General features: G+C 44.0%; 12 protein-coding genes. 10 read left to right on the top strand and 2 right to left on the bottom strand.

Annotated features, from left to right (window positions below; all coding sequences use genetic code 11):
* The first annotated feature begins 70 nt into the window (after positions 1-70).
* Positions 71-739 carry a hypothetical protein gene (locus QUA77_RS16775; RefSeq protein WP_333451304.1) on the top strand — a complete coding sequence of 223 codons (669 nt, stop codon included), beginning with the start codon at positions 71-73 and terminating at the stop codon, positions 737-739.
* A 192-nt stretch (positions 740-931) separates the two neighbouring features.
* Entirely contained in the window at positions 932-2,254 is a 1,323-nt protein-coding gene (locus QUA77_RS16770; RefSeq protein WP_333451302.1) for a four-carbon acid sugar kinase family protein, read from the top strand.
* A gap of 87 nt (positions 2,255-2,341) precedes the next feature.
* Here QUA77_RS16770 and QUA77_RS16765 read toward each other — a convergent pair whose 3' ends face one another.
* Positions 2,342-2,497, bottom strand: coding sequence for a hypothetical protein (locus QUA77_RS16765; RefSeq protein ID WP_333037303.1), 156 nt, complete (start codon positions 2,495-2,497; stop codon positions 2,342-2,344).
* Between the two features lie 183 nt (positions 2,498-2,680).
* Here QUA77_RS16765 and ldpA point away from each other — a divergent pair, with 183 nt between their 5' ends.
* From ldpA to QUA77_RS16740, 5 genes are all read left to right on the top strand, one after another.
* On the top strand, positions 2,681-3,832 hold the full coding sequence (ldpA, locus tag QUA77_RS16760; RefSeq protein WP_333451300.1) for a circadian clock protein LdpA: 1,152 nt from the start codon (positions 2,681-2,683) through the stop codon (positions 3,830-3,832).
* Between the two features lie 122 nt (positions 3,833-3,954).
* On the top strand, positions 3,955-5,724 hold the full coding sequence (locus QUA77_RS16755) for a R3H domain-containing nucleic acid-binding protein (protein ID WP_333451298.1): 1,770 nt from the start codon (positions 3,955-3,957) through the stop codon (positions 5,722-5,724).
* 497 nt (positions 5,725-6,221) lie between these two features.
* Positions 6,222-7,790, top strand: a complete 1,569-nt coding sequence (locus tag QUA77_RS16750) for a CheR family methyltransferase (RefSeq protein WP_333037300.1) — start codon at positions 6,222-6,224, stop codon at positions 7,788-7,790.
* 3 nt (positions 7,791-7,793) lie between these two features.
* Positions 7,794-8,924, top strand: a complete 1,131-nt coding sequence (locus QUA77_RS16745; RefSeq protein WP_333037299.1) for a chemotaxis protein CheW — start codon at positions 7,794-7,796, stop codon at positions 8,922-8,924.
* A gap of 401 nt (positions 8,925-9,325) precedes the next feature.
* Entirely contained in the window at positions 9,326-10,786 is a 1,461-nt protein-coding gene (locus QUA77_RS16740) for a methyl-accepting chemotaxis protein (protein WP_333451295.1), read from the top strand.
* Between the two features lie 205 nt (positions 10,787-10,991).
* Here the strand turns inward: QUA77_RS16740 and QUA77_RS16735 are convergent, their stop codons facing one another.
* A complete protein-coding gene (locus QUA77_RS16735) occupies positions 10,992-11,114 on the bottom strand; it encodes a hypothetical protein (protein ID WP_333037297.1) in 123 nt (40 codons plus the stop codon).
* 241 nt (positions 11,115-11,355) lie between these two features.
* Between QUA77_RS16735 and QUA77_RS16730 the strand changes: the two genes are divergently transcribed.
* The 3 genes from QUA77_RS16730 (at position 11,356) to cheB (ending at position 17,065) form a co-directional block, all read left to right on the top strand.
* Entirely contained in the window at positions 11,356-13,065 is a 1,710-nt protein-coding gene (locus QUA77_RS16730) for a methyl-accepting chemotaxis protein (RefSeq protein WP_333037296.1), read from the top strand.
* A 126-nt stretch (positions 13,066-13,191) separates the two neighbouring features.
* A complete protein-coding gene (locus QUA77_RS16725; protein WP_333451329.1) occupies positions 13,192-15,690 on the top strand; it encodes a hybrid sensor histidine kinase/response regulator in 2,499 nt (832 codons plus the stop codon).
* A 289-nt stretch (positions 15,691-15,979) separates the two neighbouring features.
* Positions 15,980-17,065: a chemotaxis-specific protein-glutamate methyltransferase CheB gene (gene cheB, locus QUA77_RS16720; RefSeq protein WP_333451293.1), complete on the top strand. Its 1,086-nt coding sequence runs from the start codon at positions 15,980-15,982 to the stop codon at positions 17,063-17,065.
* Positions 17,066-17,124: the final 59 nt, after the last annotated feature.

Here is a 17,124-nt window from a genome sequence, read left to right as displayed (position 1 = left end):
TAGGTTTATTGTAGACGAGCCCTTTGTTCTACAACAAAACTTTATAATTAACATATATTTGTAAAGATTTATGCGAGCTGACATTCAGGGATTAGAAATTACTCTCGGTGAGCTCAAGCACCTCACCGGCGCCGGGCCCGATCGCGTATACCGGCCGCCGACAGCGACTAAGTTTGCCCGCGAAGCTTTGAAAACAGTCGGTTTAATTTTTTTGGTTCTAATCAGTTGTTGGCTGCTGGTTGCGATATTTCCTAGAGCTTATTTGTTGTGGTTCGCCTGTCACTTCGCCGCGATAGTTGGTTTAATCTTTGAGGATGCGTGGAAAATTCGGTGCAGTCGGCAAAACCAACATTTAATCAATCTTTTTGATGATGTGGATCGCTATAATGGTATAATTGAAGCGATCGCTATTAATGATCAGATAGAAGATGCTGGCAATGCGGAAGTCAAAATCGGCGATCGCGCAAAAGTAATTCAAGCTTTGCAACTAATCAGAGACGATTTAGTTCGAGCTTTGAAAACAGAAAGAATTCTTAGGGAAAACAAAAAATTTGTCGCTACTAACTCCGACTTGTTTGCCAATAACTTAAGAAATTTGAATGCCCTACAAATTAGCGATCGAGCCAGCGAACAAGGGCGATTGCTCAACGAAGCTTTGCAGGTAGCTGTCGGAGTTCAAACAGAAATGAAAAAGTTGCAAGATCGAAACGCTGCTAATTTTAAAAATGGCAAAACTTAGTAGCGTGCACGGCTGCGTGCGCCTCTTACCCACTAGCAATAGGCAGCTTATTGAACCGATACAACTAAAACACATTCTCCAAATTATAAGTTATGAGAATTGTGAAAAAAATATCATAACTATTGTAAATTTTTTCCTGTTACGTAACAGGTAACGATATCTTGGAAAGGTGACGTTAACAACCAGGTCAATATGTCTTCTGTTAAACCCAAAATTATAGTTCTCGACGACGATCCGACTGGTTCTCAAACCGTGCACAGTTGCTTGCTGCTGACACGTTGGGACGAAGACACCCTGCGTTTGGGGCTGCGGGACAAGTGCCCGATTTTCTTCATACTGACAAATACTCGATCGCTAACTCCCGAAAAAGCAGCCTCCGTCACCCGCGAAGTGTGCCAAAATCTAAAAAGGGCGATCGCCAGCGAAAAAATCGAAGACTTCCTAATAGTTAGCCGTTCCGATTCTACCCTGCGCGGCCACTATCCCATCGAAACCGACGCGATCGCCGAAGAACTTGGCCCCTTCGACGCCCATTTTCTAATTCCCGCCTTTTTTGAAGGAGGGAGAATTACCCGCCACAGCGTGCATTACCTAATGGTTAACAGCGTCGCAACGCCTGTTCACCAAACCGAATTTGCCAAAGATTCAGTCTTCGGCTACAGTCACAGTTATTTACCAGACTACGTAGAAGAAAAAACTAAAGGTCGCATCCCCGCTGATGCAGTCGATCGCATTTTACTCGCAGACATTCGCTACGGAAGTTTAGATCGACTGATGGAGATGACAGACAACCAATGTGCAGTTGTTGACGGCGAAAGCCAAGGCGATTTAGACACATTTGCCAAACACGTTCTCGCGGCAGCTAGTCAAGGCAAAAAGTTTTTATTCCGCAGCGGGGCGAGTATTTTAACATCCTTAGCGGACCTCGGCCACCAGCCAGTAGCAGCCGACGAAATGGCAAAATACGTGAGAGACGGCAAACCGGGTGCAGTAATAGTTGGTTCCCACGTTAAAAAAACTACTGAACAATTGGAACGCTTGTTAAAAGAACCCAATATAGTTAGCCTTGAAATAGATGTATCTCACTTGTTAGAAGATTCACCAGAGTATCGCACCCAAATGCTCGATGAAATTCTTGAAAAAGTCCGCAATTCTCATGCCGATGGCAAAACGCCTGTAATTTATACCAGCCGCCAGGAACTACAATTTGACAATACCGAAGTTCGGTTAAAATTTGGAGAAGCGGTTTCTGCTTTGTTGATGGATATCGTGCGGGGACTGCCTGCAGATATCGGGTTTTTAATTAGCAAGGGCGGCATTACTTCTAATGATGTTTTGAGTACCGGTTTGTCGCTCAAAAGTGTCAGGCAAATCGGTCAAATTATCGCAGGTTGTTCGGTGGTGAAAACCGATGCAGATCATCCTCTGTTTCCCAATTTACCAGTGGTTTTGTTTCCGGGAAATGTGGGGGATAGCCATGCTTTGGCTACGGTTTACAAGCGGCTGAGCAAGTAGTATAGCTCGACCAATCGCAGATTAACCCAGATGAATTTAGCTTCAAGTTAGGGAGGATAATTTTCATCTGCGGTTGGTCTATGGGTTTCAATGCTCGATCGAACTTGATGGCAACTGCCACTGCACCACCACTTCAAAAAAAATCTCTCGCCTACTTTTTCCTTGCCCAATCCACCCAACTATGATATGATAGAGAGTCTGTCTGTAAGTAAAGCCGATCGCCAAACTTAAAAATCGCGTCACCGTTAGGCACTCTCAAAAAAATTAGATTTCTCAAAAATAGTTACCTCCGAACTCTACATATAGGGCCAACAGCACCAGAGCTACTGCTATCAGTAGCGTTTCCAGCTTGTACCAGCCTAAATTTTAAAATTAAGTAGAAATTTCCACATAGTAATTTTTAGCTCAAAGGATTAGCATATAAGGGTGACAGAACATTATCATCCCCTAAACTCATTAAAAGATGGCCATTGGTTCAAGCTGATCTGTGGGGCGAGCTTTCAACACCTGCCTGCTGTACGGAATCTCACCTTGGCTTACACCTTAGCAGGCGCTGACTGTATCGATGTCGCGGCCGATCCCGCCGCCGTCGCCGCAGCGAAAGAAGCCCTACAAGTGGCCAGCGACTTACAGGCAAGAACTCAAAACCGCAGGTTTGGCGGCAAAGGGTTGCCGTTGCTGATGGTGAGTTTAAACGATGGGGAAGACCCGCATTTTCGCAAAGCCGAATTCAACCCAGCCGATTGTCCGGCGGACTGCTGGCGGCCGTGCGAAAAAATATGTCCAGCCGAAGCAATAGTTTTTCAGAGTGCTGGCAGTGGTTTTTCCGGGGTGATAGACCAGCAATGCTATGGCTGCGGTCGCTGTCTGCCGATTTGTCCGAGCCAACTAATTTATACTCGTTCTTACGTGTCTGCTCCCGCCGCGATCGCACCTTTAATCTTGCAATCCGGTGCGGACGCCCTAGAAATTCACACGCAAGTAGGCAGAGAGGCAGATTTTGCGCGACTTTGGTCGAGTATAGCTCCCTGGGTCGCTCAACTCAAGGTAATAGCAATTAGTTGCCCGGATGGAGACGGTTTGATTGATTATTTGCGGACACTGTATCAAATAATTTCCCCCCTTCCTTGTCCCCTAATTTGGCAAACGGACGGTAGGCCAATGAGCGGAGATATCGGAACAGGAACTACTAGAGCCGCGGTCAAACTCGGTCAAAAAGTTTTGGCTGCCCAGTTGCCGGGATACGTGCAACTTGCAGGCGGCACTAATGCTCACACTGTCAGCAAGCTGAGAGCCGAGGGACTGATGAAGGATGCCGGGAAAAATTTGTCAGTTCCCCCTGTCCCATACATTGCAGGTGTAGCTTACGGCAGCTATGCCAGGGTTTTGCTATCGCCAATTTTAGAACAGTTAGAAACAATGCAGAGCGATCGAGCCTATGCCGTTCCGGTGGCAGTCGCGCGGCCAGGAGCCAGAGTTCAAACATCTCGGCTACCTCAGCTCGAAGCCGTCCCAGAACTTCTCTCACAGGCCGTGAGTTTAGCTCGTTCTCTAGTTTCCCCGCTCAAAGAATTTTAGTCAGTAGTCAGTAGTCAGTAGTCATTAGTCATTAGTTACAAGTAAAAAACAACTGGCAACTGACAACTGTTAACTGACAACTGACTAAAAAGTTGAAAACGTCACCGAACACATCGAGGCGAATGCAGATTACAGACGACCTCAACAGATTATTAGACATCGTGCCAGATGAGATCCGGCAGCCCTTAGAGCAGCACCCGCAGCGCAACAATCTCATTGAGATTGTCATGGATTTGGGCCGCCAACCTGAAGCTCGTTTTCCATCCTTGGCCGAACCTCTTTCCCAAACGCCAGTTTCCAAGGCACACCTCAACTATTGCATCGAGCGAGTCGGCCACTTCGGCGGCGACAACCGAGCCGGTATCGAGCAAACCCTGCACCGAATTAGCGCCCTTCGCAACCGCAGCGGCGAGATTATCGGCTTGACTTTGAGGGTGGGCCGCGCTGTGTTCGGGACGATCGGCATTATCCGCGATTTAGTGGAAACCGGTCAGTCAATTTTGATGCTCGGCCGCCCTGGGGTTGGCAAAACCACGGCCCTGCGGGAAATTGCCCGCGTGCTCGCCGATGACTTGGAAAAACGGGTGGTAATCATCGACACCTCCAACGAAATTGCCGGAGATGGAGATATTCCCCACCCAGCGATCGGCAGAGCTCGCAGAATGCAAGTTTCCCGTCCCGAACTCCAGCACCAAGTCATGATCGAAGCAGTGGAAAACCATATGCCGCAAGTGATCGTGATTGACGAAATTGGCACGGAACTCGAAGCTTTGGCGGCTCGGACGATCGCCGAAAGGGGCGTGCAGTTGGTCGGTACCGCCCACGGGAACCGGATCGAAAACTTGATGAAAAATCCAACTCTGGCAGATTTAATTGGGGGCATCCAAGCGGTGACGCTGGGAGATGACGAAGCAAGACGGCGCGGTTCTCAAAAAACGGTTTTGGAGCGCAAAGCACCGCCAACTTTTGAAATTGCCATCGAAATGCTGGAACGCCAGCGCTGGGTAATACACGAGCGAGTTGCAGATTCGATCGACACTCTGCTGCGGGGACGCGAACCGAGCCAGCAAATCAGAAGCGTCAGCGAGACTGGAGAAGTAATTATCGAGCAGGAGTCGGCAACTCCCCCCGCCCGGTTTCCGGGGATGGCAGCTTCCAGCGGCCCGGCTGCGGTATCGGCAATCCGGCCCGTCACACCGATCTCTGGGTGGCGGAGTGCTGGCAAAATGGTGCCGATGCCCGCTCCCAGCGAGAACTTTGCTGCTAAAAGCGCGCCGGTTTCTGAGACTCGGTATTTCGAGCAACTGCTCGAAGAATCCCTGTCCGTCGAACCGGTACCCAAGGCGGCCGGACGCTATTCCCATAATGTCGGCCCTAACGGCGAAGATTTGCCCCTCCACGTTTATCCTTACGGCATACCTCGCCACCAGCTCGAACAGGTGATTTCGACGCTGAACCTGCCGGTACTGCTGACGAAGGATATTGAGAGCGCTGACGTGGTTGTGGCTTTACGATCGAACGTTCGGAACCAGTCGAAATTGAGGCACTTGGCCAAAACTCGCCAAGTTCCCGTGCACACAATTAAGGCCGCCACTATTCCCCACGTAGCCAGAGCTTTGCGGCGTCTGTTGGACATGGATGACCCCGGCACCCCGGAAGTGGCAGACCTCGCCTTATTCGCCCGCAGCGGTTCTTCTGACGAGCTCGAAGCTCTGGAAGAAACGCGCTTAGCAGTCGAGCAAATTGTCATTCCCAAGGGACAGCCGGTGGAACTCCTGCCCCGTTCTCCGAATGTCCGCAAAATGCAGCACGAACTTGTGGAACACTATCACCTGAAATCCCACAGTTTTGGGGAAGAACCTAATCGCCGCCTGCGGATATATCCAGCTTAAAGTGGGAGATTAGTGCCTTTGAAGGCAGAAGGTGGAAGGCAGAAGGGATAATTTTTTCCTGGCTTCTGTCTTTTACCTTTTGCCTTTTTCCTTTAAGTAGCTGGCAAGTTTCTGATATGATGTGGTGTAACACTGTTCTTGTTAAGGCGATCGGCTAAATGCCCGATTTCTAATTCCAAATTCCCCAATTCCCAATTCCCAATACTTCTACTACACGAGCTTACAAGTTCTCCAATTTCCAATAGTTCAGCTACGCACTTCCCTTCTGCTCCCTGCAGCTTTGCGAACCGACGAGCCGCAGGCTAGCAGCTATGCTCAGCCCAAACTCAGCACCAGATCAGTAAAAGTTGCCACTTCCCAAATTATTAAATGAATCTACCTCAGTTGACATGAATGATTCCATAATTCAGCTATTTATCAACTTAATTACTACTGAGATGGGTGTGCGAATCAGGTCTCAAGATCGAGCGGGTTTGTCTCATAAAATCATGACTCGGATGAGAGAACAAAAAATTGCAGAACCAGAAAAATATTATAAACTTTTAACCGCCAAAACTTTTGAAAGTAAAAATGAATGGGCAAAATTAGTATTGCTATTAACAACAACTGAAAGTTATTTTATGCGAGATAAAGGACAGTTTGCTCTGTTAAACAGAGTAATTTTTCCTGAATTGATAGAGCAGAAAAGAAACTTGCACAAAACCTTGGGAATGCAGCCGACACTGCGAATCTGGAGTGCGGGCTGCTCCACCGGTGAAGAACCTTATTCTTTAGCTATTGTTTTAAAACAATTGATTACTGATTGGGAGCAATGGAAAATATTAATTTTAGGTACAGATATCAATGAAAAAGTCATCAAAAAAGCGCCCAGAGGAGTTTACAGTCATTGGTCGTTTCGCTTGGTTGAACCGCAGATACAAATGCAGTATTTTCATCAGAGGCAAAATGATTGGGAAATTAATCTAGAATTGCGCGAAAGTGTCAATTTTAGTTGTGTAAATTTAATCACAGATGACTTTCCTAATATTTACCAAAATCTTTATAACATAGACTTAATTTTATGTAGAAACGTTTTTGTGTATTTTGAACATAAGTATATTTCACTGGTACTGAAAAAATTTTCCAACACCCTGAGACCTGGAGGGTATTTAATGACCGGTCACGCTGAAGTTTATGGTCAAATTATGAACGAGTTTGAACCCAAGATTTTCCCGGAGTCCGTGGTGTATCAGCGTCGGGATGCAGTACCGGAGGAAGGCTGTCAAATAGAGTCTAGGGTTGCGACGCTAGGGGAAGCCAACTCGGCATTTCGGGAATTCCCGAAAGCAGATACTATGGGCGATGATAGTGGTGAGTTGCTAACAGGGGAAACTATGCCACCTCGTTTTACTACTAACAGCAATTTTCCAGAGATAGAGATGCCGCCCGTATTAAAAATAAGTAATCCGCTGGGGAATATGCTGCCCTCTCGCTATCTGGAGGACGGCTTGCCGAACAATGCCGTGTCAGTTACAGAAAAAATACTAGCAGAAAATACTCAAAATCAAACGCCTCAAATGCTAATTTTAGAGGCTAAAAAATTATTTAAAAATCAAGATTATGCTGAAGCAATCAACAAGGCACAACAGGCAATAGAGTTGCAGGGGCCTAATTTTGATGCTTATTTTTTAATCGCTCAAGTTCAGGCAAATGCCGGTAATTATTCTCAGGCAATAGAATACTGTAATCGAGCTAGAAAAGTAGAGCCTGGATCAGTATATACGGATTATTTACAAGCTCAAATTGCTGAAGAACAGGGACAATTGGAAATAGCAAAAAAATTATTAAAGAGGACTATTTATATGTGTCCCTCTTTTGTTTCAGCTTATATAGAACTAGGGAATATATACAATAAAGAAGGTCAAGTAAAAAGAGCTCTTAAAATGTACAATTCATCTTGTGAAATCCTGAAAGCACTACCGCCCCACACTCCCATAGATTCCCAGGGGAAAATGACAGCTAGTCAAGTGCTGATGAATGTTAAAAAAAAATTGTTAAAATTATACAGTAAAGAAACTGTACACTAAAATATGGAAACTAAACCGTATCTTATCTTTGAACAGAACGGTTTTCTCTGCGGTATAGAAGCCTGCTACGTTCGGGAAATTTTCTTTTTGCCGGAGTTGACAGCAATTGCAGAAGCACCTCAAGATATTGTTGGGGCGATCGACCTTCGCGGCGAAATTCTGCCCGTGATGGATCTAAATCTTCGTTTTGGATACGTTTGGCAAGAGTATTCTGTGACAGATAGTACGATCGTCATAGAGTGGCAAGAATCGAAAGTCGGTATAATTGTCAATCAAGTTCGCGAAGTTAAGGAACTCTCAGAAGAGGCCATCACTCCGCAGCTATCTTACGGGCGAGAGAATTCAGAAGCCTCTCATTATTTTGTAGCTGGACTTGCCCGCAGCGAAGCCGATATTATCATGCTGCTGAATCTCGATCACTTAATTCGATATTCTCCCGAAAAGTCACAGGAAAGCTGGTTTGTTTCTCCAAGCAATGCAGGTAGTGAAGCAGCAGCAGGTGAGGCAGAGACGGAAAATTTACACGGGCAAATAAGTGCAAAATTGTTAGGTAAAACTCCTAAAATTTTGAGCAAGCGTCACGTTTTTTGCCCGCAGGCTACCCCGGAAGAAAAAGCAATTTTTCAATCGCGCGCTAATCATTTGAGGCGGCGAGGCGAGGGGGAAAATGATGCTGCAATTAATATGTCCTTGGCGGTGTTTGTTTTGAATGGCGAATACTTTGGTATTCATTTAGATCTAGTCCGCGAATTTACTGATATCAACCAAGTAACTCCGGTTCCTTGCACTCCCGATCGCATAGTGGGAAATATAAATTTACGGGGAGAAATTGTGACGCTAATTGATATTCGCAGTGTTTTAAATATGTCTTTAAATATGTTAGAGACTGCAAATTATCTCTCTAAGGCGATCGTTGTTGAAGTGGTCGATTTGGTCGCGGGTATAGTTGTTGACGAAATCTTAGATATTATATACTTAAATGTGTCGGAAATTGCGGCTGTTCCGGCAGCACTGCATTCTGCCAACCGCGAATATCTACGGGGGACAGCTATTTACGGGGAAAAAATGATGGCTATTCTGAACTTGCAAAAACTGCTGACAAAAGGAGGAGTAGTTGTTGATGAAGAGGTTTGAATCCAGAACAGGACTTACGCAAAGCATATCTGTCATGAGTCCAGTGAAGCATCTCGCTTGATGCTTCATTTCGTTCGCAATCCCGATCCAACGCAGAGATCAGAACGGGTAACGAGCGGGACTTAGCATGAGAGAATTATCTTGAAATGCGTCCAGGACTAAAGAAGTTAGTTATGCCACAATACGGTTGAGTTAAGCTCGATCCCCTAGCCCCCCTTCTCAAGGCGGGGACAACAACTTACTCAAAGTCCTCGCAACGATGCGGGGGATGCGACGGGGATATCTGAGGAATAAATAGTTTTAACCCAAGCGTATTGAGTTATACCAAATCCGCTTTTCAAGTGAGATTTGACTAAGCAATCTAATTCGTGTATGCACGTGCTTAAATTAAGGAGAAAAATATGTTTTCTAAGTTAATAAAATTAAATATTAGAAATAGAATGCTGCTGGCTTATGTAGCACCTGCAACTATATACTTGGGTTTTCCCGTCCTAGTTTATACAACTACTAATCAGGTTTTGAATAATTTTGCCGAAGTAGAAAGGATTGAAAATGTAATCAGACACACAAGTGATATGTCCGCAGGTGCTGAACAAATGGTACGCGGAATGCGCGGGTATTTAATTAATAAAAATCCCCAGTTTTTAAATGATTTTCAAACAGGGGGAGAATTAGCTCGGGAGTCGGGGAATAGTGCGGAGTTGAAAATGGAAAATCCTGAACAGAGAATGCGTTTAGAGAAGATGCTAGAGCTATGCAACGAATATTATGACGGTTCTACCGAAATAGTTGCTTTATTACAAAAAAATAATAGAACCGCAGCATTGGCTCTCTTTAACACCGGAAAACAGACACGATTTGTGGATGAATTTGTGGAAGTGAATAAGCAATTTCGCGCACTAGAAGTAAAAGCGATTAAGCAAGCTACAGAAAAAACGAAGCAATCTTTAGTTTTTTTGATCTCGGCATTGGTATTTGGTTCCGTGTTTTTATTGGTGTTAGGTGCGGTTATAGCTTGGGTGATTTCGTCAGGAATTGCCCAAACTATCGATCGGGCAATTAGCTCGATCGCCACTTCTTCCACTGAGATTGCAGCCACCGTGGAAGAACAGGAACGGATGGCAAGTCAGCAAGCAGCTTCAGTAAATCAAACTACTACTACAATGGACGAATTGGGAGCATCTTCTAGGGCGACATCACAGCAAATAGAAACCGCCGTGGTTCAAGCAATGCAAGCTTTGAATTTAGCTGGAGGTGGCACAAAAGCTGTAGAACAAACTTTAGAAGCAATGGCAACTCTGAAAACTAAAGTTCAGGATATCCAAGGACAAATTATAGAGTTGAGCGAACAAACAGATCACATTGGTAATATCTCAACTGTAGTTAGCGATTTGGCAAATCAAACTAATATGTTAGCACTCAATGCTGCTGTTGAAGCAGTGCGGGCGGGAGAACACGGTAAGGGGTTTGGCGTGGTGGCGTCAGAAATTCGCAAACTTGCTGATCGCAGTAAAAAATCAGGAGCCCAAATTAATTTATTAGTTGCTGATATTCAAAAGGCGATTAACTCAACAGTAATGGTAACAGATGAAGGAACTAAAACAGTGGAGTCTGGCGTGAATATTGCCTCAGAAACCGCAGCGGCATTTGCAGGAGTTGCCAATGCCATTAACAATGTGGTTTTGAGCTCTCAGCAAATTTCGCTGAATGCCAAACAGCAATCGATCGCGATCGAACAGGTAGTGCAAGCTATGAACTCTCTCAATCAAGCCGCAGCCCAAACCGCTTGCGGTATCAGTCAAACTAAAGTCGGTACTCAAAAATTGAATGAAGCAGCCTTAGATTTGAAAGCAGTTTTGTAGGAGATCGATGAATTATAAATAGTTCCCAAAAAATGCGAAATATATCCTTAAAAATTAAATCAATTGCTTTGGCGATCGGCCTCGCTACAATTCCAGCGATATTAACGGGAGTAATAACTTGTTTCTTAGCCAATCCGAACCTACTCTCAAATCAGCAGTGTAGTTAGTTGTAAGTTATTATTTGGGAGTTGTTATTTTTACTTTACTACCAATTCCCAATTACCCATACTTGGGCTAAGCGAGCGTACAATTTTCCAATTCCCAATACTTGGGCTAAGCGAGCGTACAATTTTCCAATTCCCAATACTTGGGCTAAGCGAGCGTACAATTTCTCAATTCCCAATACTTAGACTATGCGAACGTACAAGTTACCAGTAACCAATTCCCCGTAACCAATGATGAACAAATTTTTCCAAAAAATGCAACACCGACTGCTCCTCCTCCTAATTTTAAGTACATTGATTCCAGTATCTATTGTTGGTTGGTATGGAATTTCTTCTTCAACAGAAGCATTACAAAACTTAGCATTAATAACCCTTAGTGACAGTGTTGATTCCACCGCAAATCAAATGATTAACAAATTTGAAAATCTGAGAGCTGATATTTTGTTTCTTCGTAAAACTCCCCCAGTCCAGGGAATGATTAGAGCTAGAGAAGGAAATGGAGTAGATAAACAAACTAATTCAACTTATAAAGATTGGGTTTATCGAATGCAACTCACATTTTTATCCCTGATGGAAGCCAAGTCATATTATATGCAATTGCGTTACATAGATAACAGCGGTAAGGAGATCGTGCGCGTAGATTCTGACGGCACAAATATTAAAGTTATTCCAGATTCTCAACTACAAAATAAAGCAGACAGAGATTACTTTATGGCAACTAAGAAGCTAAAATCAGGAGAAGTCTATGTGTCTTCTTTAGAGCTAAATCAGGAAAGGGGGAAAATAGAAATTCCTTACAAGCCAACCATTCGCTACGCAACTCCAATTTTTAATTCCAAAGGAGAAAGACAAGGTATTTTGATTAGCAATGCTCTGGGTAGCACTCTGATCGATAGGGTTAAAAATTTTAATCATGAATTATCAGATCAATCTTTTATCTTAAATCAAGATGGGTATTATCTGGCTCATCCCAATCCGAAAAAAGCATGGGGATTAGAACTAAAAACCAAGGAAAATGTCACAAATGATTATTCAGCAGACATTGTTGCTAAAATAATCTCAGGTGGCGAGGGAAATATTGAGAATAGGGATCTAGTAATTAGCTATAATACAGTTTTTCCCAGCAAACAAAATACCAAGAAATTTTTAGTAGTTGTGGATACTTCACCCAAGAAATTGCTATTCAATTCTATTGATGATCTTCAAAAGATAGCAGCGATTATTGCTATGGTTTCTCTGGCTGTGGTGCTGGGATTTGGATGGTTTTTTCTGCAAAAGATTGTTGCTCTCATTCGGGGGCTGATTTACCAAATCTCGTCATTTTCCCTGGAAATAGAATCTAATATGAGTCGGCAAGAGCAAATAGCAGATAGGCAATTTGTTTCGGTTAATCAAACAACTATAACTCTAGAAAATTTGGGCAGATCTTCTCAGCAAACAGCCGAGCAAGCTGAGTCTGTTGCCATTGCCGCTCGCCAAGCTTTAAATCTAGCCGAAGAAGGTACTAAAAAGGTAGATCTAACTCTCAATCAAATGCTGAATCTTAGAGAAGCTGTGGTGGCAATTTCTCAGCAAAATCATCGACTCGACGACAGCACGAGTCAGATTGGCAATATATCGACTCTCGCAAGTTTGGTTAGCGATTTAGCCAGTCAAACTAATATGCTGGCTCTCAACGCCGCTGTCGAAGCAGTCAGAGCCGGCGAGTACGGTAAAGGTTTTGCGGTGGTAGCAAGCGAAATTCGTAAGTTAGCAGATGAAAGCCAACAAGCAGCACAAAAGATTAATGGTATTATTCCAGAAATTAAGGGCGCGATCGACTCAACGGTGAAAGCAACTGAAGATAGTCGCAAAACGGTTGCAGAAGGGGTAAAAACAGCACAAGATACGGCAGAAGCTTTTACGGGTGTGAGGGAAGCTTGCAATCTGGTGTTTGCTAGCAACCAGCAAATTTCATTTAATGTTAAACAGCAGGCGATCGCGATTCAGCAAGTAGGTGATGCGATGATTTCTATGAAGGAATCAGCGTCTCAAACAGTCAGCGGCATTACTCAAGTAAAAATCGGTACTCAACAACTCACAGAAGCTGCATTTAATCTTAAAGAAGTAGTGTAGTCATGAGTCATTAGTCATAAACTATGAGGCATTAGTTATTAGCAATCGACTGATAATTCAACATAACTATCATTACCAATCACCCATGAGCCATGCTCAATTCCCTATTACTCAACAACATATATGATGATTGAAGATCAAGAACTTCGAGATGTATTTAAAGTCGCTAGTCAAGAACACTTACAGAAACTAGACGACGGATTGCTGTACTTAGAACAACATCCGAGCGACTTAGCTAAGGTAGAACAATTGTTGCGAGAAACCCATTCTCTTAAAGGTGATGCTGGGATGCTAGGCGTAAAAGATGTAGCATCTTTAGCTCATCAAATGGAGCATATTTTGGGAGCTGTCAAGCGGGGAGAAACTCAACTGAATTCCGATATTAGCGATCGACTTTCGCAAGGTTTAGACGCCATGCGAAAACTCGTTAACGAAGCCGTTACCGGCGAAGATTCCGGCGTTAATACTTTTTACATCCTCGCTAGCATGATGGGTGCTTCTAGTGAGTCACAGCCACAGGCAGCAGCCTCAATAGTAGATTCCTCATCTTCACAAGTACCAGAACAACCGTTGGTAGAACTGCAATTTACTGAGCCTGTTACCCCAGAACTAGAAACAAATGTTGAAACTTCTGAAGTCCTTAACTTAGAGAAAAATTCCTCTTTTTTACCACCCCTACAATCCAAGCCCGAATTTCTACTGCAAGCTCAAAACTTGCCTGCACCTTCTGGGCGCGCCACTGAGTCGGCTTTGCAGTCGGCAGTTACTGCATCATCAACCTCATCTTACCGCATTGAAACCATTCGCGTTGCTACTCAAAATTTAGACGATTTAATGACTCAAGCAGGGGAACTTACTGTCACAAAAACTCGGCTAGGACACCGAGTTGCAGAGATCGAACAAATTACAACTTTGTGGGAAGAGTGGAGCCGAGAATATTTTGTAACGAGCTTGACTGTTGATCGGATGCAAATAGATGAAAACGGTATAAAAGCCAACGGTAAATTTAGCCAATTGCAGGATTACTATCAACGTACAGAAGAACGTTTAGAACGTCTCGGAACTTTAGTCAACCGCTTGAGAAATCGAGTTTATGAAGATACTGCCAGACTCGAATTAATCGCTGAGGCACTAGAATCAGGAATTCGCACTCTGAGACTGCTGCCTTTGTCTACTATTTTTAATTTATTTCCTCGAACTGTTCGAGACTTAGCAAAACGGGAAGGTAAAGAAGTTGCATTAGTGATTGAAGGAGGCGACACTACAGCAGATAAACGCATTTTAGAGGAAATGAAAGACCCTTTAATGCACATGATTAGAAATGCGATCGACCACGGCATTGAAACTGTTGAGGAGCGGAAAAAAATAGGTAAACCTCCCGTGGCCACTCTCCGAATTAAAGGCTATAATATTGCTAGCAATATTATTATTGAAGTTGCTGATGATGGCCGGGGACTAAATCTAGAGAGCATTAAACAAACGGCGGTAAAACGTAATATTTGTACGCTTGAACAACTGGCAGAAATGACCGAAACTCAAGTACAAGCTTTAATTTTTACTCCAGGTTTTTCAACCAAGAAATTTGTTACCGAAGTATCGGGTCGCGGGGTGGGTTTAGATGTAGTTCGCACTAATGTTGAAGCCCTAAAAGGTAGTATTCAAGTAGAGTCTTTACCGGGAAAAGGATGCACTTTGAGGCTGCAAATTAGCACGTCTTTAGCTACAGCAAATGTATTAATTGTCCTAGTTGAAGACATTCCTTATGCTCTGCCAGTCGAGTTTGTAGACACGGCACAACAGGTGGCTCAGTCGGAGATATTTGCTATAGAAGGTAAGGAAACTATACTTTCCAATGGTCAGCCTCTGTCAGTGGCTCATCTGACAGATTTACTAGAATTAAACAATAGAAAATGGTGGGACAAAAATAGGAACTTGAGACAGGAAAACGGGAGCGAACTTCAGAGAAAAAATCACAACTACTTCCGAAATTCAACTTCTTCAAAAATGCCTTGTATTGTTTTAAAAGTTGGGGAGGAAAGATTGGGATTATTTGTAGATGCTTTGATAGACGAACAGGATGTGGTGATGAAACCTCAAAGTCAATTGCTGAAACGGGTGCGAAATGTTTCGGGTGCCACAATTCTCGGTACAGGGGAAGTTTGCATGGTACTCAATCCCCACGATTTGATAAAATCTGTACGCCAGCAAGTTTCGTCCCGTGGGGTTTCTGGTGCGCGATCGCAACTTGAGACTGCCAGCAGAAAACAAGTTATACTATTAGCAGAAGACTCGATCGCCACGCGCACTCAAGAAAAGCGCATCCTGGAAGGTGCGGGTTACGAAGTTGTGACTGCGGTAGACGGATTGGATGCTTTCCATAAATTAAAAACTCGCGATTTTGATGCTGTGATTTCTGACATACAAATGCCAAATTTAGACGGTTTGGCCCTGACTATTAAGATTCGGGAGCAAAAAGAATACAGTGAGTTGCCGATAATTTTAGTGACCTCTTTGGCATCGGATGAAGATAAAAAAAGAGGGGCTGATGCGGGGGCAAATGCTTATATTCCTAAAGGTACTTTCAATCAAGATGTGTTGGTAGATACACTCAAAAGGTTAGTTTAGTCATTAGTCATTACTCCTTGGTTATTAGGCATTTGTTATTTACTACCAATTAGCAAGCCCAATGCCCAATGCCCAGTGCACAATTACCAGTGCATCGATGCTGATCCAGGCCCAATACTTTGACTACGCGGTTACTGAGCGACTCGTGCTGAGCTTAGCCAATCGCCCTGCGCGCCTTGCCCGCTAAGCTTCGCCGAAGAGAAGTAAGTCGAAGGGCAGCACAAGTGCCCTATTTCCCATTCCCCATTCCTCATTTCCCATTCCCCATTCCCCATTTCCCAGCAAACTGATGTTATCGCCCATTAAACTATTGTTAGTTGAAGATTCTCCAGTAGTTACGCTCGTCCTCAAACGAATTTTTGAGTCCTCGCCAGACATCCAAGTTGTAGGAACCGCTTGCAACGGATTAGAAGGACTAGAATTAATCCCCAAACTTCAGCCCCAAGTAATCTGCACGGATTTGAACATGGCACCAATGAACGGGTTAGAATTTACGGAAGAAGTAATGAAGAAATATCCGCTACCAATTTTAGTAATTAGTGCTTCAGTACAAGCGAATGATACTCAGAATGTATTTCAAGTGTTAAAGGCGGGTGCATTGGATGTTTTTCCGAAACCGATTGGCGGGTTGGTATCTGATTACGCTCGCCTAGCCAATCAATTAATAGCTAAGGTGAAAATACTCTCAGGAGTTAAAGTATTTACACGGCATCAAAAAAAGATGCCAACAGAAGATAATAATCAAATAGTAAAAATCAACCAAGCACCAGTTCCTAATTACAAATTCTCCAACGAAAATGTTAAATTTTCACCTATTAAAGTATTGGCTATAGGGGCTTCGACAGGCGGGCCGCAAGCACTGTACGCGATTATTTCTAAACTTCCCGCTAGTTTTCCAGTGCCTATAATTTGTGTCCAGCACATCAGTGAAGGTTTTTTGCAAGGATTAGTTGATTGGCTGGGTTATGAATCGAAACTGCCTGTTAAGATAGCTGCTTTTGGAGAATTGCCACAAGCAGGAACTGTTTATTTCCCGCCAGAAAAGCGTCATTTAGAATTGGACGCTCAAGGGCGATTTGTTTATTCAGAAGCTCCTCATGCTGCGGGACACTGCCCTTCTGTAACGGTGACATTTAAGTCAGTAGCTAATTTTTATAGTCGGGCAGCAGCGGGGGTTTTGCTGACAGGAATGGGTAGAGATGGTGCTGACGGAATGTTGGCGATCGCCAGAGAAGGGGGGTTGACAATCGCCCAAGACGAAGCTAGCTGCATTGTCTTCGGAATGCCCAAGGAGGCGATCGCCCTCGGTGCCGCCCAATATGTTCTACCTGTCAGTGCGATCGCCCCCCTACTCTTGGCTAAATTAAAAATTTAGGACTAACCTCGCAAATAGTGCAGAAGGGCCCGCCCCTCGACTTGTTAAAGAAGTCGAGG

This window comes from Microcoleus sp. K5-D4 (assembly GCF_036704575.1).
GTDB lineage: Bacteria > Cyanobacteriota > Cyanobacteriia > Cyanobacteriales > Microcoleaceae > Microcoleus.
Note: the sequence above shows the minus strand (reverse complement) of the source record. Positions and strands in the feature narration are given on the sequence as shown.

Coding starts and splice junctions, on each gene's coding strand:
- QUA77_RS16775 (WP_333451304.1), top strand. CDS start 71: ATGCGAGCTGACATTCAGGGATTAGAAATTACTCTCGGTGAGCTCAAG.
- QUA77_RS16745 (WP_333037299.1), top strand. CDS start 7,794: ATGGAAACTAAACCGTATCTTATCTTTGAACAGAACGGTTTTCTCTGC.
- QUA77_RS16725 (WP_333451329.1), top strand. CDS start 13,192: ATGATTGAAGATCAAGAACTTCGAGATGTATTTAAAGTCGCTAGTCAA.
- cheB (WP_333451293.1), top strand. CDS start 15,980: ATGTTATCGCCCATTAAACTATTGTTAGTTGAAGATTCTCCAGTAGTT.
- QUA77_RS16755 (WP_333451298.1), top strand. CDS start 3,955: ATGCAGATTACAGACGACCTCAACAGATTATTAGACATCGTGCCAGAT.
- QUA77_RS16730 (WP_333037296.1), top strand. CDS start 11,356: ATGATTAACAAATTTGAAAATCTGAGAGCTGATATTTTGTTTCTTCGT.
- QUA77_RS16750 (WP_333037300.1), top strand. CDS start 6,222: ATGAGAGAACAAAAAATTGCAGAACCAGAAAAATATTATAAACTTTTA.
- QUA77_RS16740 (WP_333451295.1), top strand. CDS start 9,326: ATGTTTTCTAAGTTAATAAAATTAAATATTAGAAATAGAATGCTGCTG.
- QUA77_RS16770 (WP_333451302.1), top strand. CDS start 932: ATGTCTTCTGTTAAACCCAAAATTATAGTTCTCGACGACGATCCGACT.